Source organism: Luteolibacter arcticus (assembly GCF_025950235.1).
Taxonomy (GTDB): Bacteria; Verrucomicrobiota; Verrucomicrobiia; order Verrucomicrobiales; family Akkermansiaceae; genus Haloferula; species Haloferula arctica.
Genome location: NZ_JAPDDT010000008.1, coordinates 311,961 through 329,749, shown reverse-complemented (window position 1 = coordinate 329,749; position 17,789 = coordinate 311,961). Strand labels below are relative to the sequence as shown.

General features: G+C 64.4%; 16 protein-coding genes. 11 read left to right on the top strand and 5 right to left on the bottom strand.

Annotated features, from left to right (window positions below; all coding sequences use genetic code 11):
• From OKA05_RS18635 to OKA05_RS18615, 5 genes are all read right to left on the bottom strand, one after another.
• A partial coding sequence (locus OKA05_RS18635) for a hypothetical protein (RefSeq protein WP_264488692.1) occupies nt 1-203 on the bottom strand: 203 nt, incomplete at its 3' end.
• A gap of 208 nt (nt 204-411) precedes the next feature.
• On the bottom strand, nt 412-1,392 hold the full coding sequence (locus tag OKA05_RS18630; RefSeq protein WP_264488691.1) for an aminopeptidase: 981 nt from the start codon (nt 1,390-1,392) through the stop codon (nt 412-414).
• A 16-nt stretch (nt 1,393-1,408) separates the two neighbouring features.
• Nucleotides 1,409-1,702 (bottom strand): type II toxin-antitoxin system RelE/ParE family toxin, encoded by a 294-nt coding sequence (locus OKA05_RS18625; protein WP_264488690.1) that lies wholly within the window; start codon nt 1,700-1,702, stop codon nt 1,409-1,411.
• Nucleotides 1,699-1,923 carry an addiction module protein gene (locus OKA05_RS18620; RefSeq protein WP_264488689.1) on the bottom strand — a complete coding sequence of 75 codons (225 nt, stop codon included), beginning with the start codon at nt 1,921-1,923 and terminating at the stop codon, nt 1,699-1,701. Before OKA05_RS18620 ends, OKA05_RS18625 begins: the two co-directional genes overlap by 4 nt.
• A 42-nt stretch (nt 1,924-1,965) precedes the next feature.
• Complete coding sequence (locus OKA05_RS18615) at nt 1,966-2,418, bottom strand: DUF5069 domain-containing protein (RefSeq protein ID WP_264488688.1); 453 nt, start codon at nt 2,416-2,418, stop codon at nt 1,966-1,968.
• 143 nt (nt 2,419-2,561) lie between these two features.
• On the opposite strand from OKA05_RS18615, the gene OKA05_RS18610 reads away from it, so the two are divergent.
• From OKA05_RS18610 to OKA05_RS18560, 11 genes are all read left to right on the top strand, one after another.
• Entirely contained in the window at nt 2,562-3,956 is a 1,395-nt protein-coding gene (locus OKA05_RS18610; RefSeq protein ID WP_264488687.1) for a Gfo/Idh/MocA family protein, read from the top strand.
• A gap of 141 nt (nt 3,957-4,097) precedes the next feature.
• A complete protein-coding gene (locus tag OKA05_RS18605) occupies nt 4,098-7,091 on the top strand; it encodes a hypothetical protein (protein WP_264488686.1) in 2,994 nt (997 codons plus the stop codon).
• A 17-nt stretch (nt 7,092-7,108) separates the two neighbouring features.
• Nucleotides 7,109-8,098 carry an AAA family ATPase gene (locus tag OKA05_RS18600; protein WP_264488685.1) on the top strand — a complete coding sequence of 330 codons (990 nt, stop codon included), beginning with the start codon at nt 7,109-7,111 and terminating at the stop codon, nt 8,096-8,098.
• A gap of 51 nt (nt 8,099-8,149) precedes the next feature.
• Nucleotides 8,150-9,028 carry a DUF58 domain-containing protein gene (locus tag OKA05_RS18595; protein WP_264488684.1) on the top strand — a complete coding sequence of 293 codons (879 nt, stop codon included), beginning with the start codon at nt 8,150-8,152 and terminating at the stop codon, nt 9,026-9,028.
• A 71-nt stretch (nt 9,029-9,099) separates the two neighbouring features.
• Nucleotides 9,100-11,094: a vWA domain-containing protein gene (locus OKA05_RS18590; RefSeq protein ID WP_264488683.1), complete on the top strand. Its 1,995-nt coding sequence runs from the start codon at nt 9,100-9,102 to the stop codon at nt 11,092-11,094.
• A 25-nt stretch (nt 11,095-11,119) separates the two neighbouring features.
• Nucleotides 11,120-13,339, top strand: coding sequence for a hypothetical protein (locus tag OKA05_RS18585; RefSeq protein WP_264488682.1), 2,220 nt, complete (start codon nt 11,120-11,122; stop codon nt 13,337-13,339).
• An 8-nt stretch (nt 13,340-13,347) separates the two neighbouring features.
• Nucleotides 13,348-13,860, top strand: coding sequence for a hypothetical protein (locus OKA05_RS18580; protein WP_264488681.1), 513 nt, complete (start codon nt 13,348-13,350; stop codon nt 13,858-13,860).
• 95 nt (nt 13,861-13,955) lie between these two features.
• Nucleotides 13,956-14,192, top strand: a complete 237-nt coding sequence (locus OKA05_RS18575) for a UPF0175 family protein (RefSeq protein ID WP_264488680.1) — start codon at nt 13,956-13,958, stop codon at nt 14,190-14,192.
• Nucleotides 14,189-14,332: a PIN domain-containing protein gene (locus OKA05_RS18570; RefSeq protein ID WP_264488679.1), complete on the top strand. Its 144-nt coding sequence runs from the start codon at nt 14,189-14,191 to the stop codon at nt 14,330-14,332. The genes OKA05_RS18575 and OKA05_RS18570 overlap by 4 nt, the downstream gene beginning before the upstream one ends.
• 23 nt (nt 14,333-14,355) lie before the next feature.
• Entirely contained in the window at nt 14,356-17,124 is a 2,769-nt protein-coding gene (locus OKA05_RS18565) for a hypothetical protein (RefSeq protein ID WP_264488678.1), read from the top strand.
• 19 nt (nt 17,125-17,143) lie between these two features.
• Nucleotides 17,144-17,782 carry a DUF4159 domain-containing protein gene (locus tag OKA05_RS18560; protein WP_264488677.1) on the top strand — a complete coding sequence of 213 codons (639 nt, stop codon included), beginning with the start codon at nt 17,144-17,146 and terminating at the stop codon, nt 17,780-17,782.
• Nucleotides 17,783-17,789: the final 7 nt, after the last annotated feature.

Below are 17,789 nucleotides of genomic sequence, written 5' to 3'. Positions count from 1 at the left end.
CCGGCGAAGTCGCCGAGCGGGCTCATGACATGGAAAACCTTGCTCATCAACCACTGCCAGCCCGAGAGCTTGGGCAAGCCGCCGCCGCGCGGCCCGTGGGTAAGGAAGATCTCCCCGGCGACCTGCGGTGGCAGGAGAGCTTCGAAAAGGACGGGGAAATCACTCGAAAACGAAGGCGGAGCGGGAATCGGCGCAGACTGCATCCGCCCAATCAAAACATCTGTTAGGAAAGTACCAGTGCAACCTGCATCATCCGCCCATCTTTATCTAACAGGTCCTTAAAGGCATTGGGATTTATCCCGCCCGAAAGGTAGGTTCGCCGGTCCTGTGAAGCGGGATGAATCCCGCGCTCCCGGCCCAACAATGACGACGGCATGAAACTACTAAACCCATAATACTCCGCCTCGACTTTCATTCGTCCTCCTCCGGGATCTCCAACTTCTTGACCTTCATGTAGAAGAGTTCGAGGTCCCCACCGCATTCCGCGAGCAGCTTGTGGAACATCGGCACGTGCTTCTGATAGGTATGAAGCGAGACGAGATCGGCGTTGTTGATGTCGCGCGTCAGCCAGCCTTCGAGTCCGCGGCCACCCCACTTGCGCCGGAGTTCGCGGAACCGGTCGCGCAGATCCCCGAAGATCGCGGCCTTCCGACGGCGCATCTCTTCCGGCGGCAGATCGGATGCGTAGAGCTTCTCGATCTCCGCCCGGGTCCGGTCAATCCGCCCATAGAATTCGGCGCGGCGAACGAGCCGGGCTTCGAACTTTTTCAGGTCCTCCATCCGGCCCTCATGCCGCAGCCAGCGCTTCACTCCCTCCTCTGCGACCGCAGTGGCGAAGGACTCGTTGAAGACCGTCGCACCACCCCGGAAATACTTCCGGTGCGTGAGTTCGTGGAAGATCAGCTCGGCGAGATCCACGTCCGCGGAGTGGACGAAGGTGTTCAGCACCGGGTCGTGAAACCAGCCGAGCGTCGAATAGGCATCCACGCCGCCGACCTGCACGTCGTAGCCCTCACCGCGCAACTCATCCGCGAGTTCGTTCGCATCCGCCTCCTTGAAAAACCCGCGATAGTCGAGTTCACCGAGCGTCGGATACCACCAGTGCTTCGGCTCCAGCGAAAACTCCGGCGCGGCATACAGGGTCCACGTCACATACTGGCGTCCCAGATCAGCGTATTTGCCATAACTGTCGTTGCCCGGCAGCGAAAGATGGTCGCTGGCAAACCGCCGGATATTCTCCACCGCGACTAGTTGCTTGCGCAGCTTCGGGTCCGTGTCTTTCGACGCGATGATTGGGCCGCTCGGCCGGCTCTTGCGCAAGATCTCCATCTGCCCGCCGACGGCTTGAGTGTAGAACTCAAGCGTTTGGCAGGAGGAGAGTAACAGGATCACACCGGCTGCCGATGCTCTAACTCCTACGCAAGCCATAGCCGGGATGCCGCCGGTTGTGCCGGAGAACGAGGACGAAGATGTCGTCGCGCCGAATCCGGAAAAGGAAGTGATACGGAAAGCGCTTGAGATTGCAGCGACGAAATCCCGAAGCGTCGATGTGACACCTTTCCGGATCCGCGGCAGCCAGCGCGACATTGCGCATGAAGTCAGCATAGAACTGGTCCGCCAGAATCTCGCCCGATTCTTCTTCGTAGTGACGGACAATATCCCAGACATCGTGCTGCGTTCGACGGTGAAACGAAACCTTCATCGTCCGCGCAAGCGGGCGACTCCCCGCTCGAACTCTTCCAAAGAGATACATGCGGCAGGATCAAGTTCCGCTTCGCGCTCCCTCCGCAGTGCCTCCGCGACCCCTTCGTCTTCCTCATCGAGAACCGGAGGAAGCGACGAAAGAAGCCGGGCGGCAAGGTCCGCCCGATCGCGCTCCGGCAGGGCGAGCACTTGCGGCTCCAGTTCACTGAGCGTGGCCATGGGCGCAGGGTAACCCAAACCCTCCATCGGGCAACGTCGTTCTCACTTCCACGCCTCCCGCCATTGCTCCGCATGCCAGCGCCCCTCGTCCATCTCGATCAGGTCGAAATCCGTCACCGCGCCACAATCCTCCGCCAGCCCGTAGTTGCCGATCTGCGCCGGGATGAATTCGTCAGTCTCATCGTCGCGCCAGCCGCGCTTGCTCATGAAGCTGTTATAGATGAGCACCTCTTCCGCGGTCAGACGGCGGCCATGTTCATGGCACCACGCGAGCGCCTCTTCATTCGTCATGCCCGCGAGCACCTGATGGCTCACCGCTTCATAGCTCACGCCCAGATAGCGGCAGGTGCGCCCGTCGAAGCCCTGGCCGAGCATGTCGAAGTAGTCGGCGGGCAGCTTGCCTTCCGCATGAAGCCGGATCTTCGAGCACATCCGCGCGAAATAGAACATGTCGCGTGTCTTCTCATAGCAGCCGGAAATGCCGTCGATCTTCATGATGCGCGAACAAGCTGCACGGCTTCCCGCCATCCGCCACGCGAAATTCCTGCCACCCAAAATCGCAAACTCCCGGCGAATCCCCGGGGTTGCCACCCGAAAGAGATTCGGCTAACGAACCGTATCCCCGCGACACCAAACACATGAACCTTGACGAAAAAGTGACCATTTCCGCCACCGGACGCCGGAATTTCCTCAGAACCCTTGGTGGTGTGGGAGCCGCGATGACGGCCGCAGCCGGCATGGCGAACGCCCAGGGCACCCCTTCCCGCCCGTCCGGCGCGAAGTACATGGGTGACTTCGCCGCGCCCAAGCTCGAAAAGGTGAAGGTCGCCATCATCGGCGTGGGTGCCCGCGGGTCCGGTCACATCACCCAGCTCGCCGTGATCGAGGGCGTCGAGGTCGTCGGCATCTGCGACCTCGATGAGGGCCGCGCCAAGCGCTCGATGGAAAAGGTCACGGCCAAAGGCCACAAACCGAAGTCCTACTCCGGCGACGAAAACGCATGGAAGAAGATGCTTTCCGAAACCAAGCCGGACGCCGTCTTCATCGCCACCCCATGGCAGCTTCACGGACCACAGGCCGTCGCCGCCATGAAGGCCGGTGCGCACGCCTTCGTCGAGATCCCGATCGCCCTGACCATCGAGGAGATGTGGGACATCGTGAACACCTCCGAGGCCACCGGCCGCCACTGCATGTTGATGGAAAACGTCAACTACGGCCGCGAGGAACTGCTTTACCTCAACATGGTCCGCCAAGGCGTGATCGGCGAGTTGCTTCACGGCGAGGCCGCCTACATCCACGAGCTGCGCGGCCAGATGACCGGGGGCGATTCGACCGGTTCCTGGCGCACGCTTCACTACGCCAAGCGCAATGGCAACCTCTACCCCTGCCACGGCCTCGGCCCGGTGGCGCAGTACATGAGCCTGGCCCGCGGCGAGGATAACTTCCGCCGCCTCGTCTCCTTCGGTTCGCCGGCGAAAGGCCGCAACCTCTACGCCCAGAAGTCGAACAACCTCACCAAGCCGGAGTTCAAGACCCTCGACTACATCTGTGCCGACATCAGCACGTCGATCATCAAGACCACGCTCGGCCGCACCGTGATGGTGCAGTGGGATGAAACCTCGCCGCGCCCGTATTCCCGTCACAACCTCATCCAAGGAACGCTCGGCACGCTCAAGGGCTTCCCGAACGGCATGGCCATCGAGGGCGTCACCAAGAGCTTCCACCAGTGGACCAGCTCGGAAGAGTTCGAAACCATCGCCGCCAAATACGAGCACCCGCTCTACAAGCGCATGGGCGAGCTTTCCTCCAAGATGGGCGGCCACGGCGGCATGGATTTCCTCATGCTCTTCCGCATCATCGAGTGTCTCCGCAAGGGCGAGCCGCTCGACCAGAACGTCTATGAAGGCTGCTACTGGTCCTCGGTCGCCCCGCTCAGCGAGAAGTCGGTCAAGGAAGACGGCATGCCCCAGGACTTCCCGGATTACACCCGCGGCGGCTGGAAGACCACCAAGCCGCTGGCTGTGGTGAGCTGACGTCCTTGGACGTCCGTCCATAGATCATCCATCCTCTGTATTGACATGGACACGGCCTTCACAGGCCGTGTCCTTTTTTATATCTATTTTTCACGCAAAGAAACTTCCGTGCGCGGCGTTCCCCGTCTAATCCCCTCATAGATGCGCCCGGGAATCACACTCGCCGCCCTGATGCTGCCTTGGCCGGTGACGGCCCAGCAGCCGGCCGCGCCCCCGTCCCCACCGGCGACGACCGTGGATTTCAGCGACCCCCTGGCCCGGCTCGCCGCACTCGGCTTGCCGGACATGAAGGGGGCCACCTGGGTGAAGACGCCGAAGGAGGCCTCCGACTTGCCCCAGCAATCCCACCAGTTCCAGAATCTCGGCGCCCGGCTGCACGGCGGCGCATGGAAGTTGGCCGGCGACCCGCCGCGAATGATCGGCTTCGGCACCGCCCATGCGATCGAGTCCGAAGACGGTGGCGAAGGCGAGGAGAAGCCTGCCCCGGATGCCGCAGCCAAGCCGGGACTGCTGGAGCGGATGTTGCGCAATCATGCCGCCAGCCAGCCCCCCAAGGAGGAACCGCCCAAACCCGGGATCTCCGTGGAAGAGGATGCGAAGCGGCTCATCGATGCCTTGAGCGACACCACCACGGTCACCCGCTTGGTCGAGCGCCTGGAGTATGACTCGGACATCCTCGCGATCCCCGCCCACTGCCTGATCTTCGCCGCCCAGCTCCACGCCGCTGGACATGCCGACACGGCCAACCGGCTCGCCGCCGCCGTGTTTGCGGCATTCCCCGATGCCACCCGGAATGTCGATTCTGCGGTGGGCTACTTCGCCGCCGGGGAGTTGGCGAAGGTGACCGACTCGTTTTTCGAGAAGCACGATTGGAAGACCTACCGCGACAGCTTGAAGGCGCTGCTGGAGAAATACCCGCGCGGTTGGAGTGCTGCTTCCGGCATCGCGATGCTGGTGCCCGCACTCGACAAGCGCGTGGCGGGAGAGCAGCCGCCAGTGCCATCTCTGCCTGACATTACCCTCAAGCCCGAGGCGCTGGCCGCCCTCGGGAAATTCCTCGAGGTCGAGACCGCCCCCGAAGGAGAGGCTCCCATAAGGGGACTGCCGGCAGGCATGGACCTCTCGGACATCCCCGCCGAGCACCGGGCCGAAATCCTGAAGATGATGCGCCGCCAGGGAGCGGGCATGAGCATCGGCGAGAGCCGCAGCGGCCTGTGGATCCTGCCACAGGATTCCAAGGAAGCTCCGGCGGGTGCCGTCGAGCAACTCCAGGCCATGGGCATGGACGGCCTGATCGCCTTTGCCGCCGTCGCGGAGGACACCACCTTGGTCCCGGTGCGCAATAGCTCGCACTACTCCGGCGATCCCTTCGACAACGACGACGACGAATCGCCCCAGCAGATCTACGACAGCCTCGACCGGCCGAAGACCCGCGGCGAGATCGCCTGCGACGTGCTCGCGATGACCCTCCCCCGCTCCGAGGACGACGATACCTCCGACCCCGCGACCCTGCGCGTTGCCGCCGTGGATTTCTGGAAGAAGCACCGCACCAAGTCCCCCATCGAGCTGGCGGTGCTCTTCGCCCGCGAAGGCGACGATAACCAGCGGCAGCAGGCCTCCCACTACCTCTCCCAACGTCCCGATGAAGAGGCGCGACAAGCCTTCGAGAAGCTCGTGCTCGGAGCCGATCAACCGTCGGCCTATGCCTCGGTGGTCGAAACCTACCTCGATCTCCGCAAGGCCGAGGCGCGCGGATTCTTCGACGCCTACGCCAAGGTACTGAGCCGCGAACTGGAAGGGGTCAATCTGAACGACGCCCGTTCCTCCAGGGGCCTCTATCAGATCGCCGCGGCCGGGACGGTGGAGAAATATCTCAAGAAGCTTTCCCTCAAGGTCGGCGCGGTTTCGTTGCAGGAGCTGATCGATGAAGCGCTCAAGCAACCCGCCGCGAAGAAAGGACCGCAAAGGTCGGAGTCGCCCATGGCCGCACTCGCTTCGGCGATGTCCAGCGTGCCCGTGCCGGACTGCCTGAAGGCGATCGCCGCTGCGGCCCCGCGGGCCACGCCGGAGCAGTGGCTGGACCTGCACCAGGCATTGCTCAGCCGGGCGTATCGCGACCGCCGCGGCACCCGCTCGTTGGAGCCGGTCAAGCTCCCTGCGGAGCTGATCGATGGCTGGCGCCCCTTGCTGGCCAAGGGCGACGAGCTTCCGCCGAAGCATCAATTCACCTCGTGGGTGAAGGGCTATGGCGGATCCACCTTGGGCGAAGCCTCCATGTTGGTGCTGGAAGTCGCCGCCTTTCCCGCATCCGGCGAACGCTTCAATGAGTACTTGCGGATCTGCGACCCGCCCGACAGCACCGCCACCTTTGTGACGAGCCGGGTCCACGCGTGGATCGACGGCAAGGAACCACCGGCCTGGCCGGATGCGGAAAAAGTGCCGGAAGCACGTCAGGAGGAGATCACCACCAAGCTCGGCAGCCTTCCCGCCGCGGAGATCCGGCCTTTCGTGAAGGCGCTCGATCTCAGCGAACGCCTCGCCGTTGCCGAGTGGGTCTCCGGATTCGACGAGGAAACGCCACCCCCCCCCGGGCTGCTGGACCTCCGCGACCAGGTCGTGGAGCTGAGGCCCTTCAATCTAGGTTTCCCGCATGACCCCGCGATCCTCGCTGAGTTCGGCATCCAAGCCGGCTACAAGGTAGAAGCAGGCGCATTGGTGAAACTCGCGGAGAAGCTGGCCACGGACGCCAAGGCCCGCTCGGGCACCGCGGTCTCCTTCTATCAGGCACCCATGGGCCTCGGCATGTTTGCCTCCGCGGCACGCAAGAATGACGAGACCTCGTTCGCTTCGGATTACTACCTCCAGCGTCAGGCCCATTGGTTCCAGCGTTTCGAGGACGCCGACGCGCTCGCGATGGTGGCCAATGAGCAGTTCGTCGACTTCTGGACGGTCAAGGATGGCAAGGCCGAGCCCGTCCCGCAGGAGGATGCTGATTCATCCGCCATCGAATCCCTGAAGACTCACTTCGCCTCCAAGTCGATGGATGCCCCCTACATCATGATTTCCGTGCTGACCCGCGAAGACGCGGAAAAGCTCATGCCCGACAACTCCGACGAAGAGTTCGAAGAAGAATAAACCAACTCCCTCCGCTCATGTCCACCGCCACTCAAGAACCCGCCGCCCGTTGGGAACAGGTGCAGGAACGCGCCGCCGCCATTCGCCGCGAAACCGCCCGCGTCATCGTCGGCCAGGATGAAATCGTCGAGCAGTTGCTCACCTCGCTGCTGTGCAAGGGCCACTGCCTGCTCGTCGGCGTCCCCGGCCTCGCCAAGACGCTGCTCGTTTCCACCCTCGGCCGCATCCTCGGGCTGAAGTTCCAGCGCATCCAGTTCACGCCCGACCTCATGCCGTCGGACATCGTCGGCACTGAGATCCTGCAGACCGCCGACGATGGCTCTCGCGAGTTCAAGTTCGCCCCCGGCCCGATCTTCGCGAACCTCATCCTCGCCGACGAAATCAACCGCACCCCGCCGAAGACCCAGGCCGCCCTGTTAGAGGCGATGCAGGAAAAGCAGGTGACCGTGAATGGCGTCACCCGCCGGCTCGACGAGCCCTTCACCGTCTTCGCCACCCAGAACCCCATCGAGCACGAAGGCACCTACCCATTGCCGGAGGCCCAGCTCGATCGCTTCTTCTTCGAGCTCCGCATCGGCTATCCGACCATGGCGGAGGAAGAGCAAATCGTCCTACGCACCACCGGCCGCGGCATGCCCGAGGCGCAGCCCTTGCTCGATGCTGCCGGAGTAATGGATCTCCAGGACGCCACCCACGACATTCCGCTGCCGGAGTCGGTCGTAAAAGCCATCCTCAAGCTCGTCCACTCGACCCGCCCGGACTCCGAGCACGCCACCGCGGACGTGAAGAACTACGTGTCCTTCGGCGCCGGCCCGCGTGCCTCGCAATGCCTCGCCCGCGCCGTCAAAGCCCTCGCCCTGCTGCGTGGCCAACCCACCGCTTCCATCGACGAAGTCCGCACCCTCGCCCTGCCCATCCTCCGCCACCGCGTGATCCCGAACTACAACGCCACCGGCGAAGGAGTGACCACCGATAGCATCGTGGCGAAACTGGCAGCCGGCCTCTGACTTCGTCTGCCTTTCACTGATCACCGATCACTGATCACCCGGCACTCTTCCATGCCCACCCACAAATACCTCAAGCCCGAGGACATCCGCCGGCTGAAGAACTACGAGTTCGGTGCCAAGGCGATGGTCGAGGGCTATCTATCCGGGCGGCATCGGTCGAAGCAACGCGGCTCTTCCATCGAGTTCCACGAGTTCCGCCAATACACGCCGGGCGACCCGCTCTCCCAGGTGGACTGGCGCGTCTTCGCCCGCAACGACAAGCTCTTCCTCCGCACCTTCGAGCAAGAGACCAATCTCGAGTGCCACCTGTTCCTCGACGGCTCCGCCTCCATGGGCTTCCCCGAGGACAGCGACCGCCTCACCAAGCTCGAATACGCCTCCTTCTTCGCCGCCTGCCTCGCGTGGCTGGTCGTCTCGAAAAACGACCGCGTCTCCCTCACCCTCTTCGACGATGGCATCCGTAAGTTCCTGCCACCCGGCTCCACTCGAAAACACCTCAACGAACTCCTCGTCACCCTCGAGCGCAACCAAGCGGGCAATGGCACCTCCATCCTCGAAGCACTCCGCCGCGCCAACCCACTACTCAAGCGCCGCGGCACCCTCGTCCTGCTCTCCGATTTCTTCTGCGATCCCGCCGAACTCTTCCAAGCGCTCAATCCCTACCTTCACCGCGGCTTCCGCGTACATCTCTTCCACCTGTTAGACCCCTCGGAGCTCGATCTCGGCGACCGCGGCCTCGCCCGCTTCGTCGACATGGAAACCGGCGAGCGCCTCATCGTGCATCCGCAGTCGCTCAGCCAGGCATGGAAGGACCACATCCAAAACCACGTCCGCGCCCTCCGCTCTCTAGCCGCCTCCCGCAAGGCCGACTACTGCCTCGTCCCCACCACCGAGTCCTACTTCACCCTCCTCGACCGCCTCCGCGACTAACCCAATCACCCCAATCACCTAATTCCCCCAATTATCCCACTTATCCCACTTATCCCAATCCCCCAAATCCCTTGTCCCTATTCCTCCAGCACCCCGCCTTGCTAAGCCTGCTCGCCCTCGCCGGCGTGCCGTTGCTCGTGCACCTGCTGGCCCGCGCAAAGCCACCGCATTACCGCTTCTCGAACATCGAGTTCCTGAAAAAGGTCATGCGGCTCACCTCGCGCTTCCGCAAGCCGAAGGACTGGCTGCTGCTCGCCCTGCGCACGCTGGCGGTGCTCGCCCTCGCCGCCGCCTTCCTCGGACCGCTGTTGCTTTCGAAGAACGCGCCGCTGCCGGGTGAAAAGCGCTCCGTCATTCTCCTCGTCGACCGCAGTGCCTCGATGGCTGCGAAGGAAGGCGCTGCCAGCCGCTTCGAAGCCGCCTGCGCTGCCGCTGGCGAGATCCTCGACAGCTCGCGCCCCGACCTCGCCAATATCGTCTGGCTCGACGCGGCACCGGACGCCGTCTTTCCCGACCTCGCGCCGAACCGCGACTACCTCACCGAAGAGCTGACCAAAGCCATCGCCCGGCCCGAGGCCGGTGCCATCGACGCCGCGGTGGACCTCGCCCTGCGCCAACTCCGCGAGGCCGGCGGTCGCCGCGAGCTGCACATCATCTCGGATTTCCAAGCCACCGCGTGGCAAAACTTCTCGCCCGTGATCCCGGATGGCATCGACCTCCGCATGGTCCCGGTCGCGAAGGAAGACGTGCCGAACCTCGCCGTGACCTTGCTCGTCGCCATGCCGGCCGCACCCGTCGCCGGGCAACAAATGGTCGTCCAGTGCCGCGTCGCCAATTCCTCGCGAGAAGCGCGCCGCGTTTCCCTTACGCTCGATGCCGGTGGCTCACGCCAATCCCAGCCACTCGACCTGCCACCGCAAGGCGAAGCCGAGGCTGCCTTCTCCGTCCGCTGCGCCACCTCCGGCCTGATGCCTCTAACAGCGGAGATGGATGCCGATGGCTTCCCCGGCGACGACCGCCGCCATGCCGTGGTCCGCGTGCGCGAGTCGCTGCGGCTCGCAATCGTCGCGCCCGACGGCGATCCAGCCGCCGCGACCTTGACGCAAGTCGCCCGCGCCGTGCCGTGGCTCGAAGCCGTGCCCGGAGCCACTCTCGAAAAGCTCCCACCGTGCGAGCTTCTGTTCCTGCCCGCGTGGAATGGCATCGCCCCGGACCAACTCCGCGACTTGGCTGCGAAAGGTACGGCAGTCCTAGTACAAGCAGCACCTGATTGCCCCGCCGGTGCCGTCGAGGCGCTCTTCAGCGGGACCACCACAGCCCAGACCGGTCCACTCGGCCTCGAAACCTCCGAACAAGGTTGGGAAGCCACCCCCTCCGCCGAGCATCCCGCCTTCAAGCTCTTCGCCGGCGGCGAGTTCGGCAATCCGCTCGGTGGTCGCTTCCGCCAGCGGGTCCGGCTTGCCGCGATCCCTTCTGCCTCGACCGTCGCCACCTTTGCCGACGGCAAACCCGCGCTGTTAGAAGCCAAAGACCGACCGCTGCTATTGAGCAACCTCTCGCTCGATCCCGCCGGCTCCACCTGGTCGCGCGAGTCGGCCTTCCTGCCAGCGGTCGCGGAAATCCTGCTGCACCTGATGCCAAAACAGGCTTCCGGAAACTTCACCGTCGAACCCGGCGGTGTCATCGCCTGGACCAATCCCTCCGCCGATACCGCCGCCACGCCGGTGCTCGAAGCCCCCGATGGCAGCCGCCCCGAGATCCAATCCAACGGCGCCACCTGGCAAGCCACGGCGAGCGCGACGCCCGGCATCTATCGCTGGCTCGTCTCGGACCAGCCCGTCCACCTCATCTCCGTCCCCTTCCCTGAAAGCGAGTCGCTGCTGCGCCCGCTCGACGCTCCACCCGCAGCCGGGCCGGCGGTCGCGAACAACGACGTCGCCCGCCGCGCCGCGCTCGACCAGGGACTTCCGCTCTGGCCTTGGCTCATCGCCGCGGCGCTGCTCTTCCTCCTCATCGAGGGCATCATCACCGGCCTCCGCTCTGCTCCCAAGCCCGCCTTATCCTGATCACTGATCGTGTGACCCTTCTTCTGTGAATCCCCCCCTTCCACTCCCGATCCTGCTGCCCCTGCTCGCGCTGGCCCTCGTGCTGGCCGACTGGCTGTCGTGGCGCGGCTCGGCCGGGCTGCCGACGGGAAAGCGCGCCATGCTGCTGCTGCTCCGCATGCTCGGCGTCGCGGCCCTCTGCGCACTCCTCCTGAATCCCGGCAAGTGGGTCCGGCCGACCGAGGACCGCAAGCGCCCGTGGCTGGTTTTGTTAGATCGCTCGGCCTCGATGGCACAGCCCGCGGACAAGGGCAGCCGTGCCGATGAGGCGAAGGAGCACGCGGAACAGCTTGCCAAACGAGTGCCCGCTGAAGTGCCAGTCCGCTATCACCCATTCGACACCGTCGCAGCGGCTGCCATCGAAGACCCAACCAAGCTCGAAGCACCGAGCGGCACCGGGACCGACCTTCACGGCTCACTGAAGCGCTTGGTCGAGGAAGCCGCGGCGGCGGGCGATTCCTTTGCCGGAGTGCTCGCCCTCACCGACGGACGCCAGACGGCCCAGCCATCGGACGCCGAGCTTGAATCCCTCGCCCTGCGCCTTCGTTCCCGCAAGACACCGTTCCATGCGATCGCCATCGGCGCCGGCATCCCGCCGCGCGACCTGATCGTGCGTGTCACGCGACCGACAGTCACCGTCTTCAAGGACCAGAAGGCGCGCATCCCGATCGCCCTCGAGGCGGAGGGACTCGGGCCGCAGAAGCCGGACGTCCGCCTGGTCGATGAAGCAGGAAAAGTCCTATCTACGATAAACATCGAAGTTCTCCCCGGGAAGCCGGCCTTCGCCGTCTTCGAGGTCGATGCTCCCGCCGCCAGCGCGCGCTGGACCATCGAGACCGACGCGCTTTCGGATGAGACGAATCCCGGCAACAACCGCGGCCACGCCAATATCCGCCTGCTGGAATCGAAGACCCGCGTCTTCCTCGCCGAGGGCGCGCCCTACTGGGATAGCAAGTTCCTCGCCCAACTCCTGCGCCAACAGAGGCAGATGGAAGTCCACTCGGTGCACCGGCTTTCGGACGAACGCTACTTCCGGATCGACTCCGGCGAAGCCGAACCCACCGAGACCCCGCAGGCGATCTTTCCGGAAACGCTTGAGGAACTCGCGCGCTACGACCTCGTCATCTTCGGCAAGAACGTCGATGCCTTCCTGACGCCGACCCGCCTAGAAGCCCTGCGCAGCTACGTCCGCGACCGCGGCGGCGCGGTCCTCTTCGCGCGCGGCAAGCCAGTCACCGGCACCCTCGCCGGGCTAGATGCGCTGGAGCCGGTCACCTGGGCCTCCACCACCGTCGGCGACTTCCGCTTCCAGCCCGCCGCCGATGGCGAAGCGGCCGGCCTCTTCGGCGAAGCCTTGCCACCTGCCTCGGCCTCGCTGTGGGCGGCCTTGCCCACCTTGAAGGACGCCCGCCAGATCTCGATGGTGAAGCCCTTCACCCGCGTCCTCGCCAGCGGCCGTGACGTAGGCGCCACTGGCTTCTCCAAGGACATCCCCTCCCTGTTAGTGCGACGCTACGGCCAAGGCGTCTGCGGCCTCGTCAATGGCGACGGCCTCTGGAAGTGGGACTTCTATCCCGAGGCGCGCGAACTCGGGAACATGTACGAGGACTTCTGGACCCAGCTGATCCAGTGGATGGCCTCCTACTCCGAGTTCCTCCCCGGCCAGGATTTCTCCCTCCGCCTCCCCGCCCTGCGCGGTCGCGCCGGCGATCCCGTCAGCGTCTCCATGTCCTTCCGCGGCAGCGGCACCGCCCCATCTCCCGTGCTGCGCATCATATCACCGGACGGCAAATCCACCGACCTCCAGCCCGCCGCCTATCCCGACCCCGGCGGCCATCCGCACTGGCGAGCATCCTTCTCTCCCGACTCCCCCGGAGCCTGGAAATTGAACCTCGTCGATCCCCGTGAAAAAGCCCCACCCACACCAGAAGCAAGCTTCCTCGTCCCCCCCCCTCCCGCCGAAACCGACAACCTCGCCGCCGACCCCGCCTTCCTCGCCCGCCTCGCCGATGCCACCGGCGGCAGCCTCATCGCACCCGCGGAGCTGCCCGCTTTCATGCAGAAGTCCTTCACGCCCGAAGCTCCAACCGCCCGCAGCTCCGGTGCCATCTGGCAACCCTCCTGGAGCCGCTGGCCGCTCGCCCTGCTCATCGCCCTCCCGCTGGCGCTGGAGTGGTACCTACGCCGGAGGCAGGGACTCGCCTGAATCACCCCATGAGACTCATTCCGATGACACTGTCTCTTGCTCTGCTTACCTCCTGCGGGAATTCATCTCCCGAAGGTGAGGACCAGATCACGCCGGTCACGAGGTCGAGTATTGATCTCATTCTCAACAACCCTCGGAACACACGAATCAAAAGCCTTCCACTCGACCGTGAATCGAAGCGCGCCTTCGCGTTGGAGAGAGCGGCCGATCTGGTGATTGAGTTCACGGGCGAGGGCAGGTTCGACATCGGCGTGGGCAGGATAAAATCCGCCGATGGAAATAGCTACAGGGACCCGCACTACTTCAGCCTTGGGGAACTGGTTGAGTTCTTCGATGACCAACGCCACAAGGATCTTATCGTGGTGAATTTCCACAAGGCCGCCTGGATCCGGGACTCGTTGGAGTCCGACATCGCTAGGATCAACGATTACTTCAGGGATCGCGGCTACCGGCGGGTCGTGATCTGCCAGTTTACCAGTTCGAGCCGTCCCATTCATTCCGACACCAAATTCCGGCAATGACCTTCCCCTACACACTCAATCGCATCCGCCGCTGGCGGCGCAGCCCACAGGGGCGGATGACATTGAAGCCGTGCCCACCCAAGCTACACTGAAGCATGCAAGTCACACTTCCAGCAGGCCTCGAAAATCAACTCACGGAGCGGGAGGCCAAGCTCGCCATGGCTCTCGGGCTCTACGTGAACGGAAAGTTGAGCTTCGGCAACGCCGCATCATTGGCGGGCGTCTCGCGCCCGGAATTCCAGCAGTCCATGGCGAAGCATCGCCTTCCCATGGACTACACTTTGGAGGACTTGGCGGATGACGTCGCTGCCATCCGACCCCGGAAGCCATGATCGTCATCTCCGACACGACCGCTATCTCGAACCTGCTGAAAATCGGCAGGGAGCGGCTACTACCCGATTTGTTCGGTCGTGTCGTCATTCCACCAGAAGTCCGCGAAGAGTTTCTCCAACTCGCGGGAGAGATTGAATGAGTTCTTCCCAATCACGACTCGCCATGAACTTCCCCTCCACACTCAATCGCATCCGCCGCTGGCGGCGTTGCGGGCGCTGGCTGGCGGCCCTGCTGGCTGCGGTGGCGCTCGCCTGCCTGCTGGCGCTTGGCGCGGGGCTTGCAGATGCCGGCCTCGCCTTCGAGACGTCGGGACGCACCGCGCTCGTTGTTACGATGCTCGTCGTACTTTCGCTCGCCACGCTGGCCGTGCTCGCAGCAGCCAGCCTCATTTCGCGGAAGCGCGCTGCGGAAACAGCCGACTGCCTGCTCGGTTCACCGCGCCGTCCCGCCAGCGCGGCACTGACGCTCGATCCTTCCGCCGCGGAAACACCGCTGGCCCGTCACCTCGCGGAACGCTCGCACCGTGAAGCCGCCGCCGAACTCGCCGCCATTCCCGCATCGCGAATCATCCCGTGGAAGTCCATCGGCCTCGCCGCGCTGGCGTTGCTGCTGGCGTCCATGCCGCTCGGCATCCTGTGGCTCACCAAGCCCGAGGCCTCCCGCACGGTCGCGAAGCGCCTGTTAGAGCCGGGCACCGACCTTCCGCCATGGAGCTCGCTGCGCTTCACCATCGATCCGGCGTCGCCCTCCACCGTCTATGGCGGCGAACTTGAAGTGGCCGTGGAGATCACCGGCGCACCGCTCGATCACCCCGTCGAGCTGCTGGTCCGCCGCCCGGGAGAATCCGAAGTACGACGTTTGCCGTCGTTCCGCGAATCCGACACGCGCTTCTCCCGAACGCTCGACGCGCTGACCGAGCCGGTGTCGATCGCCTTCGCCTGCGGCAAGGCACGCTCGCCGTGGCTGCCGGTGGAGCTGCGGCTCCAGCCAAAGGTGCTTGCGGGAAAGGTCACCATCACTCCGCCCGCCTATACCGGCCGCGAGGCAGCGAGCACCCCGCTCGACACCAGCGAGATTGCCGCCATCGAGGGCTCCCAGGTCGTCCTCGAAGTCACCAGCAACCGACCGCTTGCCCCATCGACGCTGGTATTCACGCCGGCGACGCCTCCGGGAGTCGAGGCCGTGCCCGAAGAGATTCCCGGCGAAGTCGTTTCCACCGAAGCCATTGCCTTCCGCTGGATCGCGACTCGTCCGGGCAAGCTCAGCGCCCTGCTCCACGACGTGCGCGGCACGCCTGCCACCGCGCCTCTGGACCTCACCCTGAAAGCACTGCCCGATCAGGCACCAGTGGTCGATCTCGCGTCGCCACCGCGTTTCCTGCTGGCCACTCCATCATCCACGCTGCGTCTCGTCGGCCGAGCCGAGGACGATCACGCGTTGGCAAAGGTCCAACTCGTCCGCACGCTCGAAGGCTTCCGCGACCGCACCCGCGTGGTGGCACCGGTCTTGCGAGACAAGGCATTCGAGTTCGCCGATGCGGTCCAGCTTTCGACCCTCGGCGTCCATCCGGGCCAGATCATCGAGCTCTTCCTCCAGGCCTCCGACCACAATCCCTCCCTGCTCGGCCAAGGTGCCTCGGAGATCTCGCGCGTGCAGATCATTTCCGAGGACGACTACGCCTACCGCATCCGCGCCAAGACCACGCTGGAGCAATTCAGCGCGCGCTACGCCGCCATCGCCAAGGCATTTCAACAAGCGAAGGAGTCGCTCGATGCGATGGACAAGGCCGCCGACCTCAACGATCCCGCCGCCGTCGAGAAAGCGCGGCAGGATGCCATCACCGCACACCAGCAGGCGGCGGAGATGTTAGAGGCGTTGGCAGCGGACTTCCCGGCCTTCGAGCTCGAGCAGCGCTTGAAGGATCTCGCCGCCAAGGGTGCCGCAGACGCCAAGCAGAATCTCGCCCAGCTCGGGAACTTCGACCCGAAGGGCAGCGAGGCCGACCAACGCCGCGCAATCCGGGAGATGCGTGACCGGCTCGGTGCCCGCGAGCAGGAGCACCAGCAGCTTCAGGAGGATGCCAAGATGGTCGCCGAAGCCGGCAAGATCCTGGAGATGTCCGCCAAGTTCCAGCAGATCTATCAGACCCAGGTTTCCCTCAGCAAACGCATCCGCACCATCGCGGAAGAGATCCACAAGGGCAACGACCAGAACCGCCGCCTGCTGCCGGCACTTGCCGAGACCCAGGACAAGAATCGCGTGGCGCTCGACGAGTTTGCTGCCGAGCTGAAGAAGCGTGCGGATGCCTGCAAGGACCCGGCGCTCGCCCCGCTGGTGGAGTCATCGTTGCAGTTCCTCGAGGCCTTGCGGCTTGCCGATCCGCAGTCGGTCATGGAGAGCGGAGCCAAGGCAGGCCGGCTGGGAGTGGCCAATGATGCCTTCGTCCAGGCCGAGCTCGCGCGCGGCCTATTAGAAGCACTGATGCAGCAGGAGGAGAATGCCTTCTCCAAAGCGTGCCAAGGACAGTGCATGAAATTCTCCATCCCTCGCCCGGACGTGAACCAGACCATGCAGCAGATGCTCGAAGGCCTGATGTGCCAGAATCCCGGCATGTCGCCGAACCAAGGCCAGGGCGGCGGCGGCATGGGTGGGGGGGGCACCGGGCCGACGGGCAATGCCGCGCCCGGCTTTTCCATGATGGACCTGCCCGTCGTCGGCCCACAGCGGATGATGTTCGAGCCCGCATCGATGGGCGGCAGCGCCGATGGCAAGGGCCAGACCACGCCCGGCAAACAAGCCGCCACCGCCGCGGAATCCGAAAGCATGAAGCCATCCCAACTTCCCCGCGAGACCCAGTCCGCGCCCGAACCCGAGTCCGTCCCCGAGCCTTACCGCGAGGCCGTGAAACGCTACTTCGACCCCGAATCCTGAATCCGTACCTGATATCGCCATGAAAGCATTGATCGCTCTCACCCTGGCCCTTTGCCCGCTCCTTCATGCGAAGGAAGGCGCGGTCGAATGCGGCAACCTCATCTACGCCGGCACCAAGACCTCGAAGTGCTTCAGCGACGAGTTCCTGTCCACCGTCCAACAGAAGACCTCGATCGCGACCGAGCGCCGCTTCAAGCCGGTCAAGCTCGCCTCCGACGAACTGTTCAAGATGCCCTTCGTCATCATGACCGGCGAAGGCGACTTCACGCTGGCCGCCGACGAACGCGAGCACCTGAAGAAGTATCTCGAGAATGGCGGTTTCCTGCTCGCATCGGCGTCGTGCTCGAATGAGGCATGGGACGGTGCCTTCCAGCGCGAGGTCAAGCGGCTCTTCGGCAACGACTGCCTGAAGGACATCCCGATGGATCATGAGATCTTCCGCACGATCTTCACCGTGAAGGACCTCAAGCTCGCGAAGTCGAGCGGCGAGTCGCGGCTGCGCGGCGTCTTCCGCGATGGCAAGATCGTGGTGGTTTACTCGAATGACGGCCTCAACGACACCTCGCACACCGAGGGCTGCTGCTGCTGCGGTGGCAATGAGATCCAGAATTCCATGGAGATCAACGCGAACATCCTCGCCTACGCGCTGCTGCACTGAGCCCTGC